Genomic DNA, 23,984 nt, shown 5'->3' on the forward strand with positions numbered 1-23,984 from the left:
TGCGATGAATGCCTTTCGATTGATGCCTGTTTTAACGTTTGCTGTTGTCTCAGTGGTTTTGGTTGGCTGCCAAGGGCAGGCGACCGTCGACACCGATACGACGACGGGGGCGAAAGAATCGGGGAATACGACTTCCGTCTCAGAAACCCCTACTGCTGAAACTCCCCAGGCTGTCGAGAGAAAAATTTTGTCGAACTACGAAGACTCCGTTTTGCGTCACGCCGTGTTTTTTAAGTTCAAGGAATCGACAACGGACGAAGACATCTTAAGCGTGACGGATGCGTTTGCGGCATTGCCAACGAAGATTCCTGAGATCATTGATTTTCAGTGGGGCGTGAACAACAGCCCTGAAAAGCTGGACGAAGGATTCACTCACTGTTTTCTTTTGACGTTTGCGGACGAAAAGGGCCGCGAAGTTTACTTGCCTCACGAAGCACACAAAGCATTCGGCGATGTTCTGCGGCCGCACATGGATGGCGTATTCGTCATCGACTATTGGGGTAAGGCTGGTGATTCAGGCATCAACAAAGAGCTGAAGCATGCGGTGTTCTTTAAATTCCAGGACGACGCCGCGGCAGCTGATGTTGCGAAAGTCGAAGATGCGTTTGCGTCTTTACCAAGTAAAATCGATGCGATCAAAGCGTTTGAGTGGGGGAAGAACAACAGTCCGGAAAAGCATGATGGCGGATTCACTCACTGCTTTATGGTGACGTTTGATTCCGAAGAAGGCCGAGAAACCTACCTGCCCCACCCGGATCACGAAGCGTTTGTCCAAGTGCTCAAGCCTGTGTTGGATAAAGTCCGCGTGCTGGATTTTTGGGAGACAAAATAGCCCCGTTTTTACAGGTTGCTATTTCAGCCAACTGGGCGGGGTTTTGAGTGAGCCGACGCGTAGGTTGGCGATCGAAACGTTTTTTTGAGTTGGCGTCGTTGAGCAAGCGAATGTGATTCCAAACGGCGTTTCGTTTTCCGTCAAATCGGCAAAGACTGTTCCCCGCAGTCCTTTCCCGCCAGCCTGGAGCACCCAATGAATCGCCTTGGCGTCTGTTTTGTCTCGGATCAAGAACAGTGACGATTGAGTTGCCTTGCCGCTCACTCTCAGATTGTCGATGTACTCTCGTTTTTCATCGAATCTTTGATCACGAGTTCGAACCGAAATTCCACTTTTCGTTGAATGCAGCGTCACTTCGCGTTCACCGATCTTCAGTCCCACGACCACTTCGGGATCAATCTTAGGGATCAAGGTGGTAGCGATTGCGATGCCTTCGCCCATTGCAATTCGTTTCGAGGCCGCGACTAGATTTTGGTGGCGCTCATTTGCAGGGGCATTCTGCAGAAAAATTTTTCCGTTGCGAACGGTGAATGACTTTTCTGTCAGGGTGACGTCGGCAAAAAAGGTCTCCAAGTTGTCGTTGAAAACATTTCTTTGCTGAAGGCCGTCCCACCAGTTCGGTGCCAATTTGCACGCAACCGCTTTCGTATGCTCTAACGTTTCGTCGGGCTGTTGATAGGAAAGACTGTCCACCGATCCGGAATTCATGAATTCCGTCATGTCCAAACCCTGCGGCCCAGAGAGTCCGGAAGTAGCAGGTTTAGCGTCGCTGCCCGACGGTGGTTTGCGCAGCGAAGACGCAGTCTTGGCCGTGCCAGCTTTGGGCCGTTGGTTGACTTTGCTCTGCGTCGCCAATTTTTGATTCGCTGAATCTTGCCGTGCTGAACTACTTGGGGGTGGTGAAAGTTCGGGCACCGAGGTGGCACGCCGGCCACCATCACGATTGGCGAAAGCAAAAATGCCGACTGCGCATGCGAGTACCGAAGCGGATAACAAATGGTACTTGTACGCGTCCCATTGCGATGTGCGTCGTCGACTGGTCGATTTGCGTGATCTGGTGTCTGTTCCGCTGTCGTTGGGCGAGCCAGTCGATCCGACCGAAGTTTTGGCGGGCGATACCGAAACGCTCTGCGCTGTTTGGCGGCTAGGGGCGACGTTGGAATCGTCTGGAGGGGCATCGTCGGGAGTCGAAAGCCATTGATCGTATTCGGTCTTGGCTGATTTGTTCAGCAGCGTGCGCCTCGCGACAGCCACTTCGCCAAGAAGGCGTTGAACGATTTTGCGATTGGGCCCCGCTGCGATTTGATGGAGATAGGCTGCGCGAGACTTGGCGGCCGCGTCGATGGCAGATGCATCGTCCGAAAAATCGTCGACGCCCAGCAGCACATAGTGATTCGGTGGACAGTACTCCGCGGGAATGTCCAGCCACAATTGATATGGTTCGGGTGAGTCGGGAGAAGCATCCATGGAGTCTTGCTACTTGGTCCTGCAAGTCGAGAGCATTGGTGGTGAGAGACGTATTCTATGCGATGGATGGTGTCTCCGTATCGGCTGAGAGTCATTTTCCGCGCTGCGAGCATCACGGTGATGTCGACGGGGTAAAGCAACGGGCATTTAGAAATGATAGTCCAAGCTCTTAAGGAGGGCCTCGAATCGGCTAAACCAGGGTTCTACGCCGGGTTTCATGGTGGTCCTGAGACGTTTTGCGATAGGTTTCAATTGAGCCAAGCGATCGGCTCGGACTTTCTGATCCTCGATCGCGTTCGCGATTTCAAAGCGGCAAAGGAGCATGTTGCAACGGCACTGCATCAGCCGTTCGATGTCGCGGTCATTCGTCTGGTCCGAACTGGATTGCGATTGCAGCACCGTGACAAGCTTATTCCATCCCCAGATCGCCGAGTCGTCCGCGCCCTCCAAGGCTGTCGCATAAAGCCGTGAGTCTCCCGAGGAACCTGCTAGATCCTGGGTCGCCTGTGCCGCTTGGATCTGCATTGCGAACGCGTTGGGTGATTGCTGCAGAAGTGCAGTCATCGCTGCGAGAGCTTCGCTGGTGCGTCCAGCTTGTCGCAGCAATTCCAATCGACGTACGATGGCGGCATTGGTGGAATCTTTTGGGAAATCGTCACGCTCCATCGCTAGCTGGTAGGCGGCAGCGGCTTTGAAATGGCACTGCTTGCTAGATGTTTCGTCGGTCGCTTTGGGAGCCAGCGACGCCCAGGATTCGCCCAGCCAAAGCAAGTTTTGCACCGTCAGCGACTCTTGATTTGCTTTTAGTGGGTCGATCAAGTTGGCCAGTGTTGACAGCTGCGATCGGTCAACGGACGAAAGCTGCGTTAACTGTCTGGCGTATTTCGTGACGATGGAAAGATGAAGTTTGCTGACTTGATCGGCGTGCTTTTTACCAAGCGTTTTGGACATCCTTTCCAAAGTCACTTTCGCGGCTGCCAGATCGTTGCGTTCAAACTGAATCGAAAAAAGCGTTTCGTAGACCACTCGAATAAATTCGTCGGGCATCGCAACGATCTTTTTGCGGGTCTTTAGTCCGATGGAACGCGAGAGTGGCAGCTTGCCTTTGGTCAGCCACTTTTCTGCTGCGGCGGGATTACCTGCGGTGAGTTCGATTCTGGCAAGGTTCAGCTTCGCTGACATCACAGCCGGGCTGAGGCCTTTGTTGGCTTCAGTCAGGGCATTGATGCCCTGAGAAAGATGGTTGCTTGCTTGATCGCGAATCGGTTTCAAACGTTGCAGAGTTTGCGAGTTGGCTTGCTTCAGTTGGCTCGCTTGCTTTCGGTACTCGACCCAGTTGGCATCACCGGCAGCAAGCTGAGCTTGGCCGTAAAGTTTGGCGTCTGCGGAAACGGAGTTGTAGGCTTCCGCTGCCTGTTGATGTTCACCAAATCGATCGAAAGCTTGAGCTAGACTCATCTGCATCTTCGACAAACGCGGATCGTCGGGCCATCGCTGGGCAAACAGGTGGATGATGTTTTTCATCTGTGTCAGTTCACCGGTTTGGTTGGCGTTTGCCCATTGGACTTGGTTGGCTTCCTGCATCGCTGCCAAGCCGATCAACGCCGTTTCTTTGGTGGCGTCTTTCTTGGGATCACCCCACCGCAATGCTGCTTCGGCCAAGATAGCGGCTTCTGGAAGCCGTCCAGCACGGAAGTACAAGAACGTCAGCAACTGTCGGATCTCATCGGCTTGTTGCTTGGTTTGTGCTGGGCCAATTTTGGATCGTGACGCCTGCAACATTGCGATTGTTTCGCCCAGCTTCGCTTGGTAATCGGCGCCGTCCGTTCCGCCGGATTTCTGCTCCAGTTCATTCAGCTCCGTAAATGATGTGAAGGCGTCACGATAGGATCGATCAAAGGTGTATCCCGTCATTGGCGTGATCGGGATCGCCACGATGGGGCGGGCGGGTTGCGGCGCTGGGAGTGGTTTTTCCGGTGGCGGCGGAAACGAAGGACTCGACTTGACCGGGAACGGTTTTGTAACGGCGGTTTTTGACGCGGCTTTCATTGACGGCAGGGCGTTGGCTTTCGCATCGAACTCGGGGAAGTCCTTGGCGGTCGAAAAGACGTCCGTCGGATCAACCGTGCTGGCCGGTGCTTCGGTGATGTCTCTGATTGGTGCCGGCGGCGACGGTGCGGCGCCGTCGTTTGCCAAGTTCGTCAGGCCACGGCCCCGCACTACATAGACGCTTAGTGATATCAACAACAGCAAGGCAACTAGGCCAATTCCCAGAAGCGTGCCGAGAGACCATTTGCGTTTTCGTCCGGCGGGTGATCGGCGGTTGCTGGGATTGGTGTTGGCGTGGCTTTGGTAATCCGGATTCGGTTGGTCGGGATTCTGTTGATTCTGGTCAGGGTTCGGCTGGTCGAGATTCTGCTGTTTGGGCCGTTCCAATTCCCTTTCGTTCGCAGCATCCGACTCTGGCTGGCTGGTTGCGTCGATATGGAAAGCCGGCAAGTCTGCTTTCGATTGATGCTTATTCAGCACTCGACCTTGGATTTCACCGCGTTGGGCAACCGGCTCGGTAAGTACCAGGTCAGGGACGACGAACTGATTTCCACACTCGCATTGAATCGCTTCTCCCGCGCCTGCGCCGTCGACTACGTACTCGCCATTGCACTGCTGGCAATAGACCGTGATTTCTTCAAATCCTACCGAGTCGGCAACGAACAATGCTTGCGCGCATTGGCAGGTGAAGACCGTTCCGACATCATCGTCGTGGAACGGAGAGATCGCATGGCAACGGGGACACTGGCCAGTTCGACTCATAAGATTCGTTTACCAAGTCGGTCGCTCATTGGACCGGAAGGTTTCGTCCCCAAACACCATTGCGTTTATTGTTGCGAGGGATTGGAAACGCTTTCGCTCTGGCCGCAGCTGCCGGGAGAACACCGACGTCTTTGTAGTCGCCGCCATGCGCCTTGGCGAGCGCCTCGAAGGATTTGGCCAAGTTCGGAGCCACTTGCATCCCGCGCGTATTTAAAATCGTTCGTCCGCGCGGTTGCGAAGCAAAGTGCCTGGAAGCCTTGTCGGTAAACGCACCATCGCCAAGAACATAAATCACGTCCGGATCCATTTTGAAGGCAGCTTCAATGGCCTCTTTGCCGTTGGTCTTCAAGCAGAGCTGGACGGTGTTGAGCCACAAGAAGAGACGCTGCTTATTGGAATTGGTCGCGTAAGCCATCTGCGTGACCGAGTTGGGATACATCATCGGATAAGCACAGTCGCTGTAGAAAATGACATAGAAACGTTGTTTTTTGTTGAGGCCGTTGACGGCGATCATCAATTCGTGCAGCGCTGTTTCGAATCGACCTCTGCTCATTGAATTGGAATTGTCGATGACGAAAATGTAGTCGTTGGCGGCTTGCTTGGTTCCGAAAACGGCTGAGGCTGTCTTCTTGGGAACCTCCATTGCTTTGCCATTGGTCTTTGATGGTGCCGCTGGCGGTTTGATGCTGGGGATGCTTACTGCGCCCATGAAATCAATCGCAACTTCCTGCGTGATCGCAATTTCAACCTCTTCGGATTCAGGCGGCGAGTCTTGGGATTGAGAATCCTTCGGTTCCGTAATCTCCAGTGATTCTGGTTCGATGATGATTTCTTCGATCGCGTTACTCGTTCGGGATACCGACGCAATCAGGACGCTTTTTTGCTGTCGATCGTCCACCAACACTAGGCTGGCCAGGAGCAGGAAGATGGCGACGTGAATGGCGATACTGATTCCATGGCTACCAAGCTGGCGTTCCAGAAACACTCGCCTAGCTGCCAACCACTGTCGAGCAAAAACGCGGTAGTAATTCAGGCCACTTGCCGATTCAAGATCGTCTTGTTGTTCGATGGCGTCTTGCTGCGCCAGTTGTTCGGCTCGATTTAGTTCGGCGAGCAGTGTAAACCGACCGGGCTGATCTGGCGGAGACGGAATGGGCTGCGACGTGGACGCGTCCGGCTGATCGCTTGATTGCGAAGAAGCTTGCGAGGGGGCAGATGGATCGCAAAGCAAATCGACAAAACCATTTTCGCAAGCCTTCGTAACATCGCACGACGGAATCTCGAAGTGATAGCGGCCATCGCCGACGATTGTCCGGCCTTGCATCTCTGGCCGATAGAAACCTGCATCGGCAGCAGATGCGAAATCATCCGCGTCGATCTCATGGAACTCGCGGCCGTCAGAAACAATGAGTGTGTCTCGCATACTGTCCAAGCTTTACTGGTCCGATGACTTTTTGGGCGATGCTGTTTTTGTTTTTGTTTTGTCTTTGCCGTTGGTCGTGATGATGACCGGTACGCCCGGTTTGGTGGAGGCACGCTTCGATTCGCCACCCAGTCCCATCAATTTTGAAAAATCGGGTTCGCCTGGCTTGGCTTTGATCTTTGCTGTTGTCGGGAGCGCATCGACCTTCAGTTTGGGGGCCGGGACAACCGCTTTTTTCTTGTCCGTGGAAACCGCCTTTGCGACCGAGTCCTGGTGTTCGGTTGCTTTCGCTGCGGGTTGTTTGATGGTGGGTTTCTTTACCACTGGTTTTTGAAGAGTCGGTTTCTTGATGGTCGGTTTACCAGCTTCCGAGTCGCTCACAGCCGATTCTTGGGCAGCGTTTTTCGGGGCAGGTCTCTTGACGATCGGCCTTTTGGGAGACGGTTTCTTGGAGTTGGGTTTGCCTGCCGTTGTCTTTCCTTTCGGTTCTGGGGATGCGTCCGTGTCGTCCGTTTTGAGCTGGATATTGATCCCCGTCTTTGGCGCGGTTTTGGTCGCTTTGGAAACGACGATCGCCTTCGCAATGGTTGGTTTCTCTTGCTTCGCTCTTGCTGTGCTTGCCTGTGGCTGCTCGCTGTCATCTTGCGGCAGTTCCGGCGGGTCGGCTAGACCGTCGGCGATCCGCTGTTTCCAAGATTCGATCTGTTTGTCAGATAGTCCGGCTGCTCGGTCCAGCGTCATCTGTACTTTGCGATCGACGGCGGGCAGTGTCGCACTGACGGTCAGGCGTCCGTCTTGTCCGTAGTCAAACCGAACGTCGACCTGCGTACCTTTGGGAAGTTCGGGGGGCAAATTGTCGACGATGCACTTTCCGATGTTCGTGGCGTTGACGCCTTTGTCGTCTCCGCCTTCGACGACCACGATTTTGACATTGATCTGATTGTCGCTGTGAGTGCGAAACAGAGTACGTTTTTGAGCCGGCAACGAGGAGTTGCGTGGGATCATGATTTGGCGACGCGGAGTGCTTGTCTTGGGATCGACCGCCAAGATGCCCAGGTCGTTTGAATTGACGTTGGTCACCGAGATGTTGGCGTGGTCACCATCGGGCGCACCAATCAGCATGCCAGCGTACAACGCCGCACCGTGACTGACCGCTTCGTCGGGGGACAAAGAACGATCTAGTTCGATTCCTGATAGTCGGTGTAATTCGTCACGGATCATTGGCATGCGAGTCGACCCGCCGACCAGGATCAAACGCGTCAAATCAGACCAGCCGATCTTGGCATCATCTAGCACCAGTTGCACCGTCATCAATGTTCGTTCGACCAAGTCTTCGGTCAGCTTGGCAAACTCCGCTTGCGTCAATTCGATCCGCAGTCTTTTGTCTTGGAATGCAAACGAAATCGACACCGATTCTCGTTGAGTCAGTGCGTGCTTGGCTTGGTTGGCTTTGCGTACCAATTCCTGTTCGCCACGCATGTCGTCACGCGGATCGATACCGTGTTGCGAATGGAAAGCTTCGGCGATGAAATCAACAATGCGGCGGTCCCAATCGATTCCACCCAGATAAACATCGCCTGCTGTTGCGAGCGTGTTGTACTTGGCGTCTTGGATCTCCATCACCGTGACATCAAACGTACCGCCACCGAGGTCGTAGACGAGCACGCGTTCTAACTCTTTGGATCTCCCGCTTTCGGTTAAAAAACCTTGCTGGATTCCGTAAGTGATCGCGGCAGCGGTCGGTTCATTGATGATGTCCAGCACGTCCAGTCCCGCCAGTCGTCCGGCATCTTGTGTTGCCTTTCGGCACGGTTCGTTGAAGAACGCTGGCACGGTGACGACGGCCTTCGTGATTTCGCCAAGCTTCAGTTCCGCGTCCGCTTTCAGCTTTTTCAGAATCAATGCTTGAATCACTTCCGGAGGAAATGTCTCGCCACGAATTGTTTTTTCATAAGCCGCTTCGCCAACGTCGCGTTTGGCATATTGAGCCAGTCGCTCGGGTTCGATCATGCCCGCTTCGACGGCTTCGGTTCCGACGATGGGGTTCTTGCGGTCAAAGAAAACAGCGCTCGGAGTCGTCATGTCTCCTTCGGCACTGCGAATCGTTTCCGGACGTCCTCGGTTGTCCAGAAAAGCCACCGCTGAAAAGGTGGTGCCCAGGTCGATCCCGATCGCAGCGGGGGTGTTGGATTTAGACATGACAATCGAACGCAGAAAAGAAGGAAAAGCGACTACCAATGGCAACCATTATCGTAACAACATTTGCACTGGTTGCCCGAGTCTTGCAAAACACGGCGATTGCGACCGTTTAGGTTCACCGGCCATGGATCTGCGGAGAAGATCACTGCAGGCAATCGCGGGCACGGGGCCGATAGCGGAAGCACAGGCCGATAGCCAAAGCACGGGGCCGATAGCGGAAGCACAGGGCGAACGCCGAGGCACGGGGCGGATTCTGGAGAGCCGTACGCCGGCCCGCAAATTTGACTACAGCCCGTAGTGCGAAAGACTTTGTTCGTCGGTCAATCGAATGGATCCGCTCTGCGTTAAATCAAGAATCGATTCATCGCTCAAACGACGCAGGACTCTCGAGAATGTTTCGCTGGACAAGTTCAAGTGGTTTGCAATGTCTTTTTTGGTTGCCGGCAATTCGATTCGCCCCGAGGCATCGCGCGGCAATTCGTTGAGATATCGAGCGACGCGGCTGGTCGCGTCGCGCAACACAATGTCGTCGAGCAACTGCACGAAATGACGAACCCAAAAAGACATGCCTACCAACAGCTGCCGGCAGAGATCGTGATTTGCCACCAGCTCTTTTTGCAGCAAGTCATTGGGAATCATTAGGCACGTCGAAGGTTGCGCCGCGACCGCGCTCGCCGGGACCGGAAAGTCTCCGAATGCGGCGACCTCTGCAAACGTCTGGCCCGGACCGCAAAGGTGCAGTACATGCTTTTGACCTTGTTGCCCCATGCGAAACACGCGTACCAGTCCTGCGTCGACCACGAATAGCCCCGGGCAAGAATCACCTTGCGAGAACAACTGCTCCCCCGTTTTGAAGTGACGCATGAGGGACATGTTTTCGAGAACGGATCGCTGGAGATCATCCATTCCACGAAAGAGCCCGCACGATTGAAGGACGTCGCCAGGGCTGCGAGATTGCATCGAAAGTATTCTCAGGAAAATACGCGGCGGTTGATTTAGATCAAGGCAGACCGCAAGGAAATCACTACACTGCCGCGGAAGTCTACTCGTCGCAGGAAGCATGTATGTCGCAGGATAAGCCGGAAACCGCTGAATCGGAAGAAGGTAACGCTGCGCCCCAATCAAACACCGACGCTCGGCCGCCGCGAAAACTGCGGATCGGCAAGCTGCCTCTTCTGTTGGCTTTGTTGTTGGGGGTTTTGGCGGGTTTGGGCACATTTACGTTTGGCTACGGCAAGGGTGCCAGCTATCTGAGCAATAACCCCGAGACGTGCGTCAATTGCCATGTCATGCAAGACCATATGGATTCGTGGCAGCAAAGTAGCCACCACCATGTCGCCGTCTGCAATGACTGCCATCTTCCGCATGACTTTGTCGGAAAATGGGTTACTAAAGCGGATAACGGATTTTTCCATTCGCTAGCGTTCACGCTGCAAAACTATCGCGACCCGATTCAGATCAAACCGCGCAACAAACGAGTCACTCAAAGTACTTGTGTTAGTTGCCACAACGATTTTGTTCACTCACTTCTCCCGGCGACGGACGACGAAGGCATGCAATCTTGTGTGCATTGTCACTCCGATGTCGGTCACGCATTTCGATAACTCTTCTCCCCTTTTGTTGTTCAATGGCTAGTTCGCAAAAACAAGGTTTCGGTTGGTTGCTGTTGCTAACTGGGTTGGTGGCGTTGGCGACATTTGGCGTCGTTGCGCTGTTGATGAATATCTTCGAGCGAAAACAGGAAGCACGCACGCCGTTCACGCGACTAGTCGAAGTCAACGAGATCAGCACGGACCCCGAGCCTTGGGGCGTTAATTTTCCGCTGCAATACGAAAGCTACTTGCGCACTGCCGATACTGAGCGAACTGAATACGGTGGCAACCATGCGTTACCGCCCAGCAAGCTGGAAAAAGATCCTTGGCTGAAGCGCTTGTTCGCCGGTTATGCATTTAGCATCGACTACCGTGAAGCACGCGGGCACGCGTTTATGTTGGGCGATCAAGAGGTCACTAAACGAGTCACCGATGTCCAGCAAGCAGGCGCCTGTTTGCATTGCCATGCGTCGATCGCGCCGACGTACCGGCGTATCGGTTTTGAAAAAATGGGCTTGGAAGCAACCGAAGAAACGCTAGGCGAGAGTTTTCACCAAGAAGCCGTCATGGCCGGATTCAAGGCGGTTAGCCAATTGCCTTACGAAGAAGTGTTGGCGGAATTGACAAAGACACCTGATGGCGTGGTCAAAGCCGAGGCTGGCGATCCCCATTTGGGAGACGCTCATCCGGTGTCGTGCATTGATTGCCACGACCCCGACACTATGTCGATTCGCGTGACGCGACCTGGTTTTATCCAAGGGATCGCCAAGCTTGCCGAGAGCGACGACCCGGTGCCGCATTTGCCAAGTATTCAGCTTTGGCGTGATTCCGGTTCCACCGAAGCGTATGACCCGAATAAAGACGCGACGCGACAAGAGTTGCGGTCGTTCGTTTGTGGTCAGTGTCACGTTGAGTACTACTGTGCCAACAAGATGACGTTGACGTTCCCGTGGTCAAATGGATTGAAGGTCGAAGATTTGGAAAAGGAGTGGGACGAAACGACCTTTCCGAAAGACAAAGATGGAAAAGAGGGCGGTAAGTTTTATGACTACGTCCACAAAGAAACTGGCACCAAGGTCTACAAGGCCCAGCACCCTGAGTTTGAACTCTGGAGCCAAGGCATCCACGCTCGCGCGGGTGTCAGTTGCAGTGATTGTCACATGCCCTACGAAAAACAGGGAGCGACAAAGGTTAGCAGCCACTGGGTGCGAAGCCCGATGTTGAACGTCAATCGAGCTTGCCAGACGTGCCACAAAGTGCCGGAGGATGAGTTGAAAGCCCGTGTTGAAACCATCCAAGGTCGCACACGTGCTCTGATGGATCGGGCGGCGGTCGCAATGACTGATATGTTGGACGCAATCTTGGCGGCGCAAGAAGCCGAAGCGAGCGAAGAGGATTTGAAGCCGATCCGAGACCTTCAACGCAAAGCGATGTGGCGATTGGATTACATCAGCAGCGAAAACTCCAAAGGTTTCCACGCCGATCAAGAGGCTGCTCGCATTTTGGCCGAATCCATCGACTACAGCCGCCAAGCCCAGGCAGCTGCGACGAAGTTGTCGAAGTAGACGCGTTTTCGACTCAACGCAAAAATGTGTGTCAATCCGCTTCTTTGCAGGAAGTGGTCTCGTTCGATTCGACGATGTCGTGAGAGGCGGTTGGCATTCGCCTCGGCACAGATCGAGTGCCTTTTTCTTCGGCCTTTTCAGAGGCCAGCAGATCCGTCATTGTTGGTGGTCAGTGGTGACGGAGGATTTTGTGACTGGGATCGATGCTGAAGAGCCGATTTCGGCGTGATCCAGCTCATCGCCAACGCAGGCTGTGACGAGTGAATCGCAGCCAATGACAAGTGGCTGACGCATCAGGGAACTTTGCGAAGCGAGTGGCGTTAAGTTTGAGCGACCGCCGCGCACGCATCCAGAACGAATGAGGACGGAATGAACATCACCGAAAGTGTCGGTAAAATTCTCGAGTCGGAGCACTTGCTGGGCGGGAAATTCTACGATCGTTTCTTTGTGGAGTGTCCGCACTTGAAACAGTATTTCGACGGCGTAGACATGGATCGCCAGTCCGCGATGTTGACGTCGGCGATCGTTTTGGTCGAAACAATGCATAGCAAAGCAGGCGATGGTTTGTCGCCTTATTTGCGACTGTTGGGAACAGACCATCGCGATCGCGGGATCTCCGCAGACGATTTCACCGACTGGGCCGAATCGATGCTGCGGACCCTTGATGACTTTCACGGCGATGACTGGAGCAAAGAATTGGAGCGCGAGTGGTACGCCGCCATGATGAACGCGGTCAAAATCATGCTCGAATCGTACGATTCGTAAGCACAATCGCGATGGTCGATGCCTTTTAAAAACTCTGATTCATGCATCAAATCCTGGTCTACGGTGACTCGCTCAGTTGGGGCGTCATCCCCAATACTCGAAACCGCCTCGCTTTTGCTGATCGTTGGCCGGGAGTGTTGGAGCGAGAGTTGTTGCGGCAGGGGCATCTCGCACGTGTCATCGAAGATTGTCTGAACGGGCGCAGGACTGCTTTGGACGATCCGTCGAAACCCGGGCGAAATGGACTCGTCGGCTTGGAACAGAGGATCGAAGTCAACTCGCCGCTTGCACTGGTCATGCTGTTTCTTGGAACCAATGACTTCCAGTCGATGCATGACGTCAACGCCGTTCAATCGGCTCGGGGACTGGGATCGCTTGTTGCCGCCATTCGTAGAGCTCCCGTCGAACCAGGGATGCCAATCCCAGAAATCATGCTGATTGCTCCGCCGCCGATCCAAATTGGCAAAGCAGCGATTGCCGCGAAATTTCTGAATGCGGAAACCAAATCCGTCGGACTGAACACTGCAATTCGAGACGTAGCCGTTGCGGAGAACTGTCAGTTTTTTGATGCGGGCGATGTCACTGCGACCAGCGAGGTCGACGGAGTTCACCTCGACAGAGATCAACACAGCATCCTTGGAACGGCGCTTGCTGTAAGTGTGGCGGCAGTTCTTTCTCTCGCACAGCGTTGATCTAGAATCGTCGCGACGATTCTAGATCACTTGTAGGGCGTGCTGAAAGCGTTTGTTTAAACAGGCGTCGGAGCGGTCATGCGTGCCGATCTGTTTTCTAGCTTTAGCTGGTTGGAGGCGGAAGGTTGGTTCATCGATTCGACGTGGTCGATGCCGGCTGCCGTGATCGCAATTTGTCCACTTTGTTCGCGAGCCATCCAGCCTTTTTCGCGGAAGTACCACAGGTGAAACTGAAGCACTTCGGGAGGGCACGGAGCTAGATCTTCAAGTGTCCCGATACCGATGCCGGGCTTTTTATAGTCACGCCGCCGTTGGGAATACAGGATGGTCAGGACTTTGTACCGGACCATGCAATCGTCGGACGCTGCGTTAGCACCTTCGACGATCTCGCCTTTGGCCTGCTGCTGCCGTTCGTGTTCGATGTCGTAAGCGGCTCGCGCTTTTGGGTCTCGCAGTGTTTCAAACGCTTCGACCATTCGGGTGAAAACTCCGACGTCGGCGCTGGGCGACGCATCGGGATGGTTCTTTTTCGCTAAGTAGCGAAAGACGCGTTCGATGGTTGCTTCGCTTGCGTTGGGACTAATTTCCAACACTTCGTAGTAGTCAACAAAATCTCTGATTGTCACAATTCGATTCCCAATGCGAGCAGACTATAAAACACCTATCATTCAGATAGGTTGCTTGATCGCATAAGAGTTCAGAATCGCCCACCGTGTCCTTCGATTTGGCGATGGTTTGGTCCCTGCGTCCGGTTGTGCCGATTATCGGGATCCGTGCAGGTGAACGGGGCGAGTTAGCGATCGGGAGCCTGGGACAAGCTTGGCTGCTAACCCCTGTTTTTCGGTTTGATCGCGGGGACTTCTTCGGGGAAATTTGGCCGTGGTTTTCTCGCTATTTAGGTGCCATCGGATGCCAGTTGGTTGGATGCATTGGGAGTGAATCGTGAGAGGGGAGAGCGATACGTCGGAACCGACCTGCCCGATGGCGGGTCTTGGCTGTTCAGCTTTCCCTGGCGAAAAAACGTCTCGCTCAGACGCAGAATCGGTGGCAGATGAAACGGTGGCCTAAACGGACCAGCGAGGGCAGATCCTGATTTCGCTGTCCGGCATGCAGCGTTCTCTTGGCTGTCGCCGGCTAGATCCGTCCCGAATCCGCGTTTGGAGCGACAATATTCGACCATTCGCCGTCCGCATTGAATTCGGTGCGTGACAGAACCAGCAAATTCACTAGACTCTTTCGCATGACTGATCCATCTCAAACTGATCCGGCCACCCAGCCGGACACGCAAAACGCTCCTGCAGCTGATTCGACCCCTTCGGCTGCTGAATCAAACCCGATGATTGCGCCGTCCCGATCCATTCGCCCCCATGGCACGGAGGAGAGTCGCAAGCTCGCCGCAGCTGCCGTACGCGTTGCCATCGAAAACAATGGTTTCGACGTCATGGTGATCGATGTGTGCGCCCAGTCTGCTGAGTTCGATCTCTTTGTGCTGGTCACGGGAACCAGCCGTAGACAGCTTCACGCGATCAGCGAACTCATCGACGACAAGTTGGAGAAAGAGCTTGGCGATTGCCGAATGGGGATCGAGGGCTACGCAGAAAGCCGCTGGATCGTGCTGGATTACGGCAGCGTGGTGATTCACTTGTTCGACGAAGAGACTCGCGAATACTACGATTTGGAGTCACTTTGGGCCGATGGCACGCCAATTCCTCTAGCAGATCTTGGGATCACCGAGGAATAGTCTTTATTGCTGCGGATCGAAGTTGTCGGGAATCGATGGCGGATGGATTGACGGTAGCAGTTGACCGTCCAGTGCATTGCTGACGGCAGGGACGTCGGAATCAAGCATTTCGGGGTTGGTCAAATTCAAGCTCTGTTCAGCGTCGCTGAAGGGCATGGGCATGCGCCGAATCGGGGGAGCATCTTGGCCCAGTGCGCTGTCGACGGTTGGCGTTGCATCGGAGAGCGGATTGGCGAGTTCTTTCGCAGTGCTGTTTGCTTCACCGTTCTTTGTGCCGGACTTGCCGCCGCTGGCTGTGTCGTTATTGCGGGGGTTCCACGTTGCTGCAGCGCGTTCCGGTGCGACCCGCTGATACGGATTGCCGTTTTGGACCAGTGATGGATCACGGCACGGCGATTGGCACTTGCAACAGCGCTCGCAGGTCTCATTTGCCAGGCAGCACTTGAGTTCTTCGCAGAATGTCCTTGAAGCCACAAAAATGCGATCCCCAGGTTGGAGTTGGTAGTTCGTCGAACTATCCCCCAATTGTGTAATCTCGCGGTAACAAATTGGCAATGTGATTCGGCATGATCGCTCAAGTGTGGGGCGTGCGAGCAGTAGTTTGCAAGGAGAAGCGTCGCCTGTTAGTCCGCCGGCGGTCAAGATCGCATCGAGTACGGTTTCGTTTCCTGCCAAAGGATAGGCGCCCGGAGAATTGACTTCGCCAAGCACGTAGAAACGATGCACGCCTTCGAGCAATCGAATATTGATTTGGGTTTCTTTTGCACCGCTATGCACGATGGTTTGTTCGATCAGTTGCTCGGCCGCTTCCAGAGTCAGGCCGGCGATGACGGCACGGCCGAAACCGCCCAAGTCGACGCTTCCGTCAGCCAAAACATGCTGATCAGCGGGGATGCGAATGTTGCTCTCGAAGTCGATTGGTTCAATCAATAGAACATCGCCGGGCTCCAAATAATGGACGGGGAGCACTCCCTTGCTGAGTTCTTTGGGGAGGTTGGCTTCGCGCGGCGATCGCTCCAAAACTTGTTCGGACTGTTCCGTCAAAAAGTGGCCGGTGGGATAGAGCGTGATCCCAAGAGTGCTGCACCCACATGCGCCGATGGTACAGACGATGAGAAGGAGCGTGCGAAACATGTTGGCTTTGGAGTTGGTCTGAAGGAGCGGTCGTTGTTCTAAGTATCGACCGACTTCAACTCGTATGACCGGTAAGAAGCGAAATCACCGAAAGGCCTTCGCAACACCCAATGACGCTGTAAAACGCAAGGCTTAACAGTTGCTTGCATCAAGGACGTTCAAGCACGACGTTTTACCGCGACAGGGGATTTTGTTGCTGCGCAAACTGGCACGGAACGGGCAGCAATTGCTGCAAAAAGAATTGAGCGGTTTCTTCGCGGATCGTTTCCAGCGGCTTGAGGCGAAGTCTGGGATCGCTTGCCGGGCCGACGACATCGACGAAGATCGTTCGGTCGCTAAGCAGCTGATTGATTTCCAGCAGAATTCCGATGGGTGTTGCGTAGTCGACCGCGACCATCCCCAAGGCGGAAATCAACGTCGTGCTGGTGTCGAAATTGCCAGTCGAAATGACTGCTTGTAAATCAAGCCGCTGATTTGCGAGCACAATCGGGCCTTCTGCCCACACCATCAACTGCGGGCTTCGCAGCCAAAACTCTTGCAACGTTGCCCGTCCGGCACCGATTACGCCGCGTGCGCGTCCCTCATCGAATCGCACGCCAGCCAGACCGATGGGACCCAAGAAATTCTGAGCGTCGTCCAGTCCCGGAATCGATCGGCCACTACTTCCATTGAGTTTGAAATCAAAGTTGCCGAACAAGTCCTGCGGTCCAGAGACGTGATTGGCGTTTAGGACCAGCTTTCCACTCAAACGCCCTTCTCCCAAAATGCCGGAGGATGATTCGGCATTGGCTAAGGTTTTGGCGAAATCAACGTTTCTTAAATCCCATTTACTTCGCATGTCGACTTTTGACGGACGGTTGGCGGATTTCAAGCTCAGCGATCCTGCGATTCGTCCATTGCCCGTTGAGCCGGCAATCGATGGGATGTTGAAACCCCAGCGGTCCAATCGAGTTGTTAAGTATCCGGAAATGCCACTGTGTGCTTCGTCGATTCGAATGCCGAAGGTGGTCGCGTCGCTCAATGTGACCGCGCCGCGAATCGCCAGGCGGTCTCGGTCTCCGCCAGAAACGACGAGTCGCGCGGAAACTCGGCCGTCGATTTGTTCCGCTACGTTCGGCGCGACGAGATTCAAGATTGTCGGTGCATCGACGCTGGCGACTCGAACGTTTAGCTGGGCGCTTCTGATTTGAGCGGAACCTGGCTCCAAAACGAGCAAGCCACTCGCTTCAAGACGACCGTCGGCGATCAAGCCGATTGCTTGGTCGATGACCAATCGGTTGTCCACGATTCGTGCGTTCAGCTTCATTCGCCGCGTCAGTTCCGTACCATCGAGTGATACGTTGCTGGCGACGGCTTTGATTGTTGAATCTGCTTTGCCGTTGGCCATTTTAAAATCGACGTTCGCATTCAACTTTCCACGCCATCGTCGATTCAATAGTTTGGGTCGCAGCGCTGGCGGCAACACTGCAATAATTCGCTCGGCCTGCATCGATGCGATAGACACTTGCCCCGTCGTAATGGCCTGCCAGAGATCCTGAAAGGTCAAGTCGGGGGTGACGTCGGTTTTTGTTTTGATCGACCAATCGCCCCCGAACAGTTTTCCCTGCGACTCCAAGACAATGGAGTTCGGCGTGGATTCAGCGATGACCGATAGATCGCCGACACTGGCATCTGCAACGGTGATCTGCTCCAAATCGACCGAAATTTTGCCACGATGCTGGTCGACTTTTGCGATCCCCGCAGCAGGCACCGTCCAGTCGATTGCTCCGGATGCGAATGCTTGGAAAGCTACCGAGACCGGAGCAAAAACGCCTGCGTCAAACTGCAGTGCAAGGTCGTTCCATTTCAGGTCGACGTGATGCGGTGAAGCTCCGTCGGTCGACAAAACGGCATTGCCGGCAAGCGTTCCGTCGAACACTTCGGCAGCAAGCTGTTCCAGAGCAATCGATGTGGGCTGAACCTGGTATTTCGCCGCAATTCGCTTGATCAGCAGCTTGTCATTGTCGCCGACTTCCAGCAATGGCGTCAGCACGAACTGGTGTTTGTCAAAAGTAATTTGATGTTCGATGAGCCCTAGGTTAACTCCTGAGGCGGTCATCTCCGGCGAAGCGATCTTTCCGTTCACTTCCCAGTTCAATTCGCTCGTGTCGGCCCAGTTGTTCTTTCCATCGCCCAGCCGTCCTTTGGCCGTGAGATCGACATCAAGTTGACCAGTGACCCAGGGGATTTTGGAGCTGGAGAAGAGGCCCGCAATTTTGGTCAGCGGTACATTGTCCCCCATCACACCCAACTGAAAGCGACGTTCGCCGCTCAGTTCAGCACGCGCGGCCGCCATCAGCGTGCTCGGCTGGTCACCCGCAACCGTCGCTCGCATATTCTTGGCTTCCAGGGTGCCGTTGCGGATGGTAGCCGAGCCCGTCGCCAAATTGACCGCTGGAAATTGGCCGCTGCGAAACTGATCAACACTGACGTCTGCATCGAGCGTCCATCGATGCACATCGCCGATTGATTCGTACGGCGCCGAAAACTGAATCTTGCCGTCTACCGTGCCACTTAGGGTGGAGACGGAATCATCGCCGATGGCCGATTTATAGACTTGATGAAGCGGGCTGATTTTTACCGATTCCATCACTAGTTTTGCTGAAACGTCTCCCATCGGGGCAAACTGCAAATTGGCGGAACCCGTCACTCGACCACTTCCTTGCATGCTCTTTGAGCCAAGTGATCCGCGCATCTTTTGGAGCGAAGCATTTCCTTCGCGGACATCAATGACGGCCTCGAAATCGCTCCAGACCAATTCGTCCACTTGCAATCGTTTTGACGAAATCGTTCCCGTTAGCTGGTACTTGTCTGAGGAACGCAGTGCATTGAGCGGGATCCCTACTTGGACGTCCACGGACGCGTTGCCCTGGGCGGAAACAGGAATGTCCAGCCCAACAGATGAAAGTCGGCTGGACAGTTGCTCCACGTCGACGTCTTTCCAGGACCAGCTTAGATTCCAGTAACTCGTCTTCTCCTGAGCACTCGCCGAACTGGACGACACGAATGTGGTCGCGCCGATCAGGATGAACAGTCGAATGACTTGGGTTAGAAACGGTGATCGCATGATGTAGTCGAAATCATCGGTCGAGTTCTTCGGTCGAATGCTGCTGGCGTTCGCGTGATGGTTGCACGCAAGGACAGAGCTTCAGCTAACTGGTCCTCCTTTAAGTTCGTCCCGTTGGATTGGGCAACTCGCGTCGCCGAGCCGCTTTGGCGGGCGAAACAATCATTCTGCAACGATTGTGACGACAACATGTTATGTGCGAGCCAAGTCGAACAGCCTCACCTTAGCCGGGCAAGGGGCAGCGTGTTGCTTTCAAGACGCTAATTGTGTTCAGCAATGCTTCTTGAATCCCAACGTTTTCGGGCCTCGGTTTGCCGCGAAAAACTGTTAGCAGCTTCGCCCAAACGATGATCCGTTTCCCAGGCAGTCGAACAGCTGTTTAACGATTCTCCAAACGGTCAAGAATCGACTCCATCACGTCCAGTTCCGTGTAGAACATCGCGCTGGGGTCGATACCTCTTTCGTCCAAGAAAACGAGTTGGCGTCGCATCCGCGGCGTTGCAGCGATCCGGGGCAGCACGCTACACCAGATCGATACGACGATTCCAAGGCTACCGGTTAACGCCAGCCAGCGGAAAAACCGACGTGTCCGCGGCCGCAGCGTAGTTGGTGTTTGATCGGAGGGCATGGGCGTCTACTGTACGAAGTCACGAAAAACGATGCCGAACATCAGATAGGCCATCACCAGGGTCAGGATCAGGTTCAATGTTTGGCCGCACAAGTACAGAATCAGCGGCTTGCCGCCTTTCAGGTACGGCGCGAGTTCGCTGAATTTGGTTTCCAATCCGATGCTGACAAATGCAAGGCAAAAGAACCAGCCACGCAACGTCTTGGTTGACCCTTTGATCACGCTGTTGACCAGCTCGGGTCCTTCGGTCATGAAACCGTGGATCATCGAAAAGAAGATTGACGCGACGATGAAGCCAACAACAAACCTGGGGAAGCGTTTCCAAATTTCCGAGACGCCGACTCGTTTGCTGGTGGAATCTCTTTCGACAAAAGTGACCCAGTACGTGGCAATGCCGAACGCCGAAACGCCAATCAAGATATTTTGAATCATCTTGACCGTCGCGGCGACTTCCAAAGCTCGGTCACCCAAGGTGGCACCCGCCGCAGCGACGGCTCCGGTCGCGTCAATGGTGCCGCCCAGCCACGCACCGCCGACGACGTCGCTCAAGCCAATCGCTTTGATCGCGATCGGCATCAGTACCATCATGATGACGGTGAAAGACAGCGACATGCCGATGGCCAACGACAATTCTTCCTTCTTTGCCTTGCAGGCAGCCGCGGCTGCGATCGCCGCGGAAACACCGCAAACAGACATGTCTGCCGAGATGACCATGTTCAGCGAACGCGATTCCATTTTCAGGATTTTTTGGCCGAAGATATAGGTGCTGATCAAGACAATCGGCGTCACGATCCAAGCCACCGCGATGCCTGGAATCCCCAGTGCCAGCAAGCGAGACATGAGGACTTCGGCGCCCAAAAGGACCAAGCCGGTTTTGATAAAAAATTCTGTCAGTACCGCCGGACGCATCCATCCGGGTGTTCCGACGGTGTTGGAAATGATCAAGCCAACCATCAACGCCCAAAGTGCATACTCCAGGTTGTACGCTTTTACGACACTCTGTCCGGCAAGTGTGTAGGAGAACGTGGCTAGCAGGAAGACTCCGATAAAGCCTTTGAAGAATCGCAGCCCACTGTCACTGCCATCGCGAAATCGTATGGCCAGCGAAAGCAGCAGGCTTAGCACGACAAACGCACCGACGACGCCCATCAAGCCCGACCAGCTGGTTTCGCCGTCGGCAGTCGATGACACAAACGCCGCAACGGGACTTTCTGTCCATTTGCCTGGTTTGGCGATCCAGTCTGCGAAAGGGTTCTCCGCGGAAAGGACAGACTCGCCTTGATCATTTGTCGTGCGACCCGAAGCGATCAGAACGCCGGCAAATGATACCGCCAGCAAAGTCGCTGCGCAAAGAATGGCCAGCCAATCGTCCGACATCCGCTTGGGAGTTGCCGAATGATTTGCGGAGACGCTTGGATCATCCGGTGGCAGAACGCTCGACGACTCTCGGTGTGACGAACTGGGGTTCAATGGATCGCCGGCGGGCGTGTTTTCCGAATGATTGCTCATAGTGTCTCATCGAGGCTTCCAACGATATTTCTTGCGTCCAGGCAGCGTGATGCCTAGCGAAACCTACTTTAAGCGACCTGCCCGTGTGGCGAAACTGCGGTGGCGGTGAAACGAACCGCGTTTCATTCATTCGTCGCTGGCGGTCCGGATGGCTTAGGGATTCAATGAAGATTCCGCAGCGAGAAGCGTCAGAATTTGCGAGTCACAGAGATGCGTTTTCGCGGTACATCGATCTCCAGAACCTTTACTTTGACAACATCGCCGACTGACACGATGTCGTTAGGGTCTTTGACAAAGGTATTCGCCAACTGCGAAACGTGGATCAACGCGTCTTGATGGACGCCGACGTCTGTGAAAGCTCCGAAATGCGTCACATTGGTAATGACACCTTCCAGCACCATGCCTTCCTTCAAGTCTTCGATTTTGTTGACTGAGTCATCAAATTTGACCGCCCGAAATTGACTCCGCGGATCGCGTCCTGGTTTGGCCAATTCGTCAATGATGTCGATGATCGTCGGTATACCAAACTGATCGTCAACGAAATCTTCGGGTTTCAGTTTTTGACTCAGTGTTGCGTTGCCCACCATCGACTCCGATTCGGTCCCTAGCTTTTCGGCCATTCGTTTGACGATCGAATAACTCTCGGGATGAACCGCCGAATTATCGAGTGGGACCTTGCCATTGCGGATCCGCAGAAAACCGGCCGATTGTTGAAAGGCTTTCTTACCTAGTTTGGGGACTTTGGCGAGTTCTTTGCGACTGTTAAAACGGCCAAAACTGTCGCGGTAGTCAACGATGTTTTGCGCTAATTTGGGGCCAATGCCGGCAACGCGAGCCAGCAACGGGACGCTGGCCATGTTCAGATCCACGCCCACCTGATTCACGCAGCTTTCCACCGTCCGATCAAGACACCTCCGTAGTTTTGATTGGTTGACATCGTGTTGGTACTGCCCGACTCCAATCGATTTGGGATCCGTTTTGACCAGTTCGGCCAGCGGATCTTGCAGTCGCCGGGCAATGCTGATCGCGCCACGGACCGTGATGTCCAAATCCGGAAACTCTTTGCCGGCCAACTCACTGGCAGAGTAAATCGATGCACCTGATTCGCTGACCATCACTCGTGTGACGGCCAATTGATTGTCTTTGACCAGTTGCCCCACAAAGGCATCGGTTTCGCGTGAGGCGGTTCCATTGCCAATTGCAATCAGTTCGACATCGTGCTTGCCAATTAGTTTCAAAAGTGCAGAGCTGGCTGACGACACATCGCTTTTGGGAGGCATTGGATAAATGGTGGTGTGAGCTAAAAATTTTCCGGTCGAATCGACAACCGCCACTTTACAACCGGTGCGAAAACCTGGGTCGATACCAATGGTGGTCCGCGGTCCGGCGGGGGCTGCCATGAGAAGTTCGTGGAGATTTTTTCCGAAGACGGCAATCGCGTCGACGTCCGCTTTTTCCTTCAATTCTTGCAGCACCGTTGTCGCTGTCGCTGGCAGCAGCAGACGCTGGTAACAATCGTCGACGGTTGTCACTAGTTCGCGATGAAATTCAAAATCTCGATTGCTGATCAGCCGCGATTTCAAATGAAAAAGCACATTGGAATCATCTAGCTCAATCGTGACTTTCAAAACCCCATCGGATTCGCCTCGCAACATCGCCAGCAACCGATGCGATGGAATTCGACTGACAGATTCCTGGCGGTCGACGTATTGCTCGTACTTTTCGGCAGCGTCTTTTTTGCCGCGTTTCAGTTTGGAAGCGACTTTGCCATTTTTGGACGCTTCCTTAAAAAGCCACTCTCTCGTGTCGGCTTCGTCGGACCACTGCTCGGCGACAATGTCCATTGCCCCCTGAAGCGCGGCCTGTGTGTCGGGCACGTCGCGTTTGGTGTCGACGTAGTCTTTCAAAATCTGTTGCTTGGATTTGCTCAGGCTCTTCTGTGCAATCAAAAGATCGGCCAGGGGCTGCAATCCTCGTTCGCGGGCGATCGCGCCTCGTGTTCTGCGTTTTGGTTTGAATGGCAAGTAGATCGCTTCCAGTTGACGCGCGTCGTTGCATTCATCGATCTGCTTGCGGAGTGCGTCGGTGAGGAAACCAAGATCCGTGATGGTTTTTAGGACCGTGGATTTTCGCGAGGCCAGAGCGAGTGCTTTGTCCAATGCGTCTTCGATCGCACGGAGGGCAACCTCATCCAGTCCTCCGGTTGCTTCCTTGCGGTATCGGGCAACAAACGGGATCGTGTTTCCATCGCTCAGCAGATCAATGGCGGCAGCAACTTGGCGCGGCGGTAATCCTAGTTCGGAGGCGATGCGATTGCTGATCGTTTCCAAGCTGGCTTTTTCAATCTTCGTGTCGGCCATAAGACGTGTTGACGGTGCAGTAAGAAGAACGCGATGTGATACGCTAGTTTTATCACGCGTTTGCACTGCAAATTCAATGGGCCTGCTATTTCCCAGAACCTCACTGCCAGCGGTTCGGACAGCGCACGCGTGCTGCAGAAGTCCTGCGATGTTAAGAACA

Annotated in this window: 17 protein-coding genes; 6 read left to right on the plus strand and 11 right to left on the minus strand. The window is 54.2% G+C overall.

Annotated elements, in window-relative coordinates; all coding sequences use genetic code 11:
- Positions 1–4: 4 nt before the first annotated feature.
- Complete coding sequence (locus K239x_RS28340; protein ID WP_419189809.1) at positions 5–832, plus strand: Dabb family protein; 828 nt, start codon at positions 5–7, stop codon at positions 830–832.
- A gap of 18 nt (positions 833–850) precedes the next feature.
- Here K239x_RS28340 and K239x_RS07985 read toward each other — a convergent pair whose 3' ends face one another.
- The 5 genes from K239x_RS07985 to K239x_RS08005 form a co-directional block, all read right to left on the minus strand.
- Positions 851–2,299 carry a hypothetical protein gene (locus tag K239x_RS07985; protein WP_145417321.1) on the minus strand — a complete coding sequence of 483 codons (1,449 nt, stop codon included), beginning with the start codon at positions 2,297–2,299 and terminating at the stop codon, positions 851–853.
- Positions 2,300–2,446: 147 nt separating this feature from the next.
- Entirely contained in the window at positions 2,447–5,110 is a 2,664-nt protein-coding gene (locus tag K239x_RS07990) for a tetratricopeptide repeat protein (protein WP_145417322.1), read from the minus strand.
- Positions 5,111–5,135: 25 nt separating this feature from the next.
- Complete coding sequence (locus K239x_RS07995) at positions 5,136–6,533, minus strand: vWA domain-containing protein (RefSeq protein ID WP_145417323.1); 1,398 nt, start codon at positions 6,531–6,533, stop codon at positions 5,136–5,138.
- 12 nt (positions 6,534–6,545) lie between these two features.
- Positions 6,546–8,732, minus strand: coding sequence for an Hsp70 family protein (locus tag K239x_RS08000; RefSeq protein ID WP_145417324.1), 2,187 nt, complete (start codon positions 8,730–8,732; stop codon positions 6,546–6,548).
- Positions 8,733–9,017: 285 nt separating this feature from the next.
- Positions 9,018–9,596: a Crp/Fnr family transcriptional regulator gene (locus tag K239x_RS08005; RefSeq protein ID WP_419189810.1), complete on the minus strand. Its 579-nt coding sequence runs from the start codon at positions 9,594–9,596 to the stop codon at positions 9,018–9,020.
- 200 nt (positions 9,597–9,796) lie between these two features.
- Here K239x_RS08005 and nrfH point away from each other — a divergent pair, with 200 nt between their 5' ends.
- The 4 genes from nrfH to K239x_RS08025 all read left to right on the plus strand — a co-directional run bounded on the left by nrfH (position 9,797) and on the right by K239x_RS08025 (position 13,346).
- Positions 9,797–10,336, plus strand: coding sequence for a cytochrome c nitrite reductase small subunit (nrfH, locus tag K239x_RS08010; protein ID WP_145417326.1), 540 nt, complete (start codon positions 9,797–9,799; stop codon positions 10,334–10,336).
- Between the two features lie 23 nt (positions 10,337–10,359).
- Entirely contained in the window at positions 10,360–11,889 is a 1,530-nt protein-coding gene (locus K239x_RS08015) for an ammonia-forming cytochrome c nitrite reductase subunit c552 (protein WP_145417327.1), read from the plus strand.
- 369 nt (positions 11,890–12,258) lie between these two features.
- Positions 12,259–12,654 (plus strand): globin domain-containing protein, encoded by a 396-nt coding sequence (locus tag K239x_RS08020; protein WP_145417328.1) that lies wholly within the window; start codon positions 12,259–12,261, stop codon positions 12,652–12,654.
- Positions 12,655–12,695: 41 nt separating this feature from the next.
- On the plus strand, positions 12,696–13,346 hold the full coding sequence (locus K239x_RS08025) for an SGNH/GDSL hydrolase family protein (protein ID WP_145417329.1): 651 nt from the start codon (positions 12,696–12,698) through the stop codon (positions 13,344–13,346).
- Between the two features lie 56 nt (positions 13,347–13,402).
- On the opposite strand, the gene K239x_RS08030 is transcribed toward K239x_RS08025, so the two are convergent.
- A complete protein-coding gene (locus K239x_RS08030) occupies positions 13,403–13,972 on the minus strand; it encodes a DnaJ domain-containing protein (protein ID WP_419189811.1) in 570 nt (189 codons plus the stop codon).
- A gap of 614 nt (positions 13,973–14,586) precedes the next feature.
- Here K239x_RS08030 and rsfS point away from each other — a divergent pair.
- Complete coding sequence (rsfS, locus tag K239x_RS08035) at positions 14,587–15,087, plus strand: ribosome silencing factor (protein ID WP_419189812.1); 501 nt, start codon at positions 14,587–14,589, stop codon at positions 15,085–15,087.
- Positions 15,088–15,090: 3 nt separating this feature from the next.
- Here rsfS and K239x_RS08040 read toward each other — a convergent pair whose 3' ends face one another.
- From K239x_RS08040 to K239x_RS08060, 5 genes are all read right to left on the minus strand, one after another.
- Entirely contained in the window at positions 15,091–16,221 is a 1,131-nt protein-coding gene (locus K239x_RS08040; RefSeq protein WP_145417331.1) for a polysaccharide biosynthesis/export family protein, read from the minus strand.
- A 172-nt stretch (positions 16,222–16,393) separates the two neighbouring features.
- Complete coding sequence (locus K239x_RS08045) at positions 16,394–19,327, minus strand: AsmA-like C-terminal region-containing protein (protein WP_145417332.1); 2,934 nt, start codon at positions 19,325–19,327, stop codon at positions 16,394–16,396.
- Between the two features lie 379 nt (positions 19,328–19,706).
- On the minus strand, positions 19,707–19,955 hold the full coding sequence (locus K239x_RS08050) for a hypothetical protein (RefSeq protein ID WP_145417333.1): 249 nt from the start codon (positions 19,953–19,955) through the stop codon (positions 19,707–19,709).
- Between the two features lie 6 nt (positions 19,956–19,961).
- Complete coding sequence (locus K239x_RS08055) at positions 19,962–21,464, minus strand: YeiH family protein (RefSeq protein WP_145417334.1); 1,503 nt, start codon at positions 21,462–21,464, stop codon at positions 19,962–19,964.
- A 188-nt stretch (positions 21,465–21,652) separates the two neighbouring features.
- Entirely contained in the window at positions 21,653–23,824 is a 2,172-nt protein-coding gene (locus tag K239x_RS08060; RefSeq protein WP_145417335.1) for a Tex family protein, read from the minus strand.
- Positions 23,825–23,984 lie beyond the last annotated feature (160 nt).

This window comes from Stieleria marina, assembly GCA_007741555.1.
Taxonomy (GTDB): Bacteria; Planctomycetota; Planctomycetia; order Pirellulales; family Pirellulaceae; genus K23-9.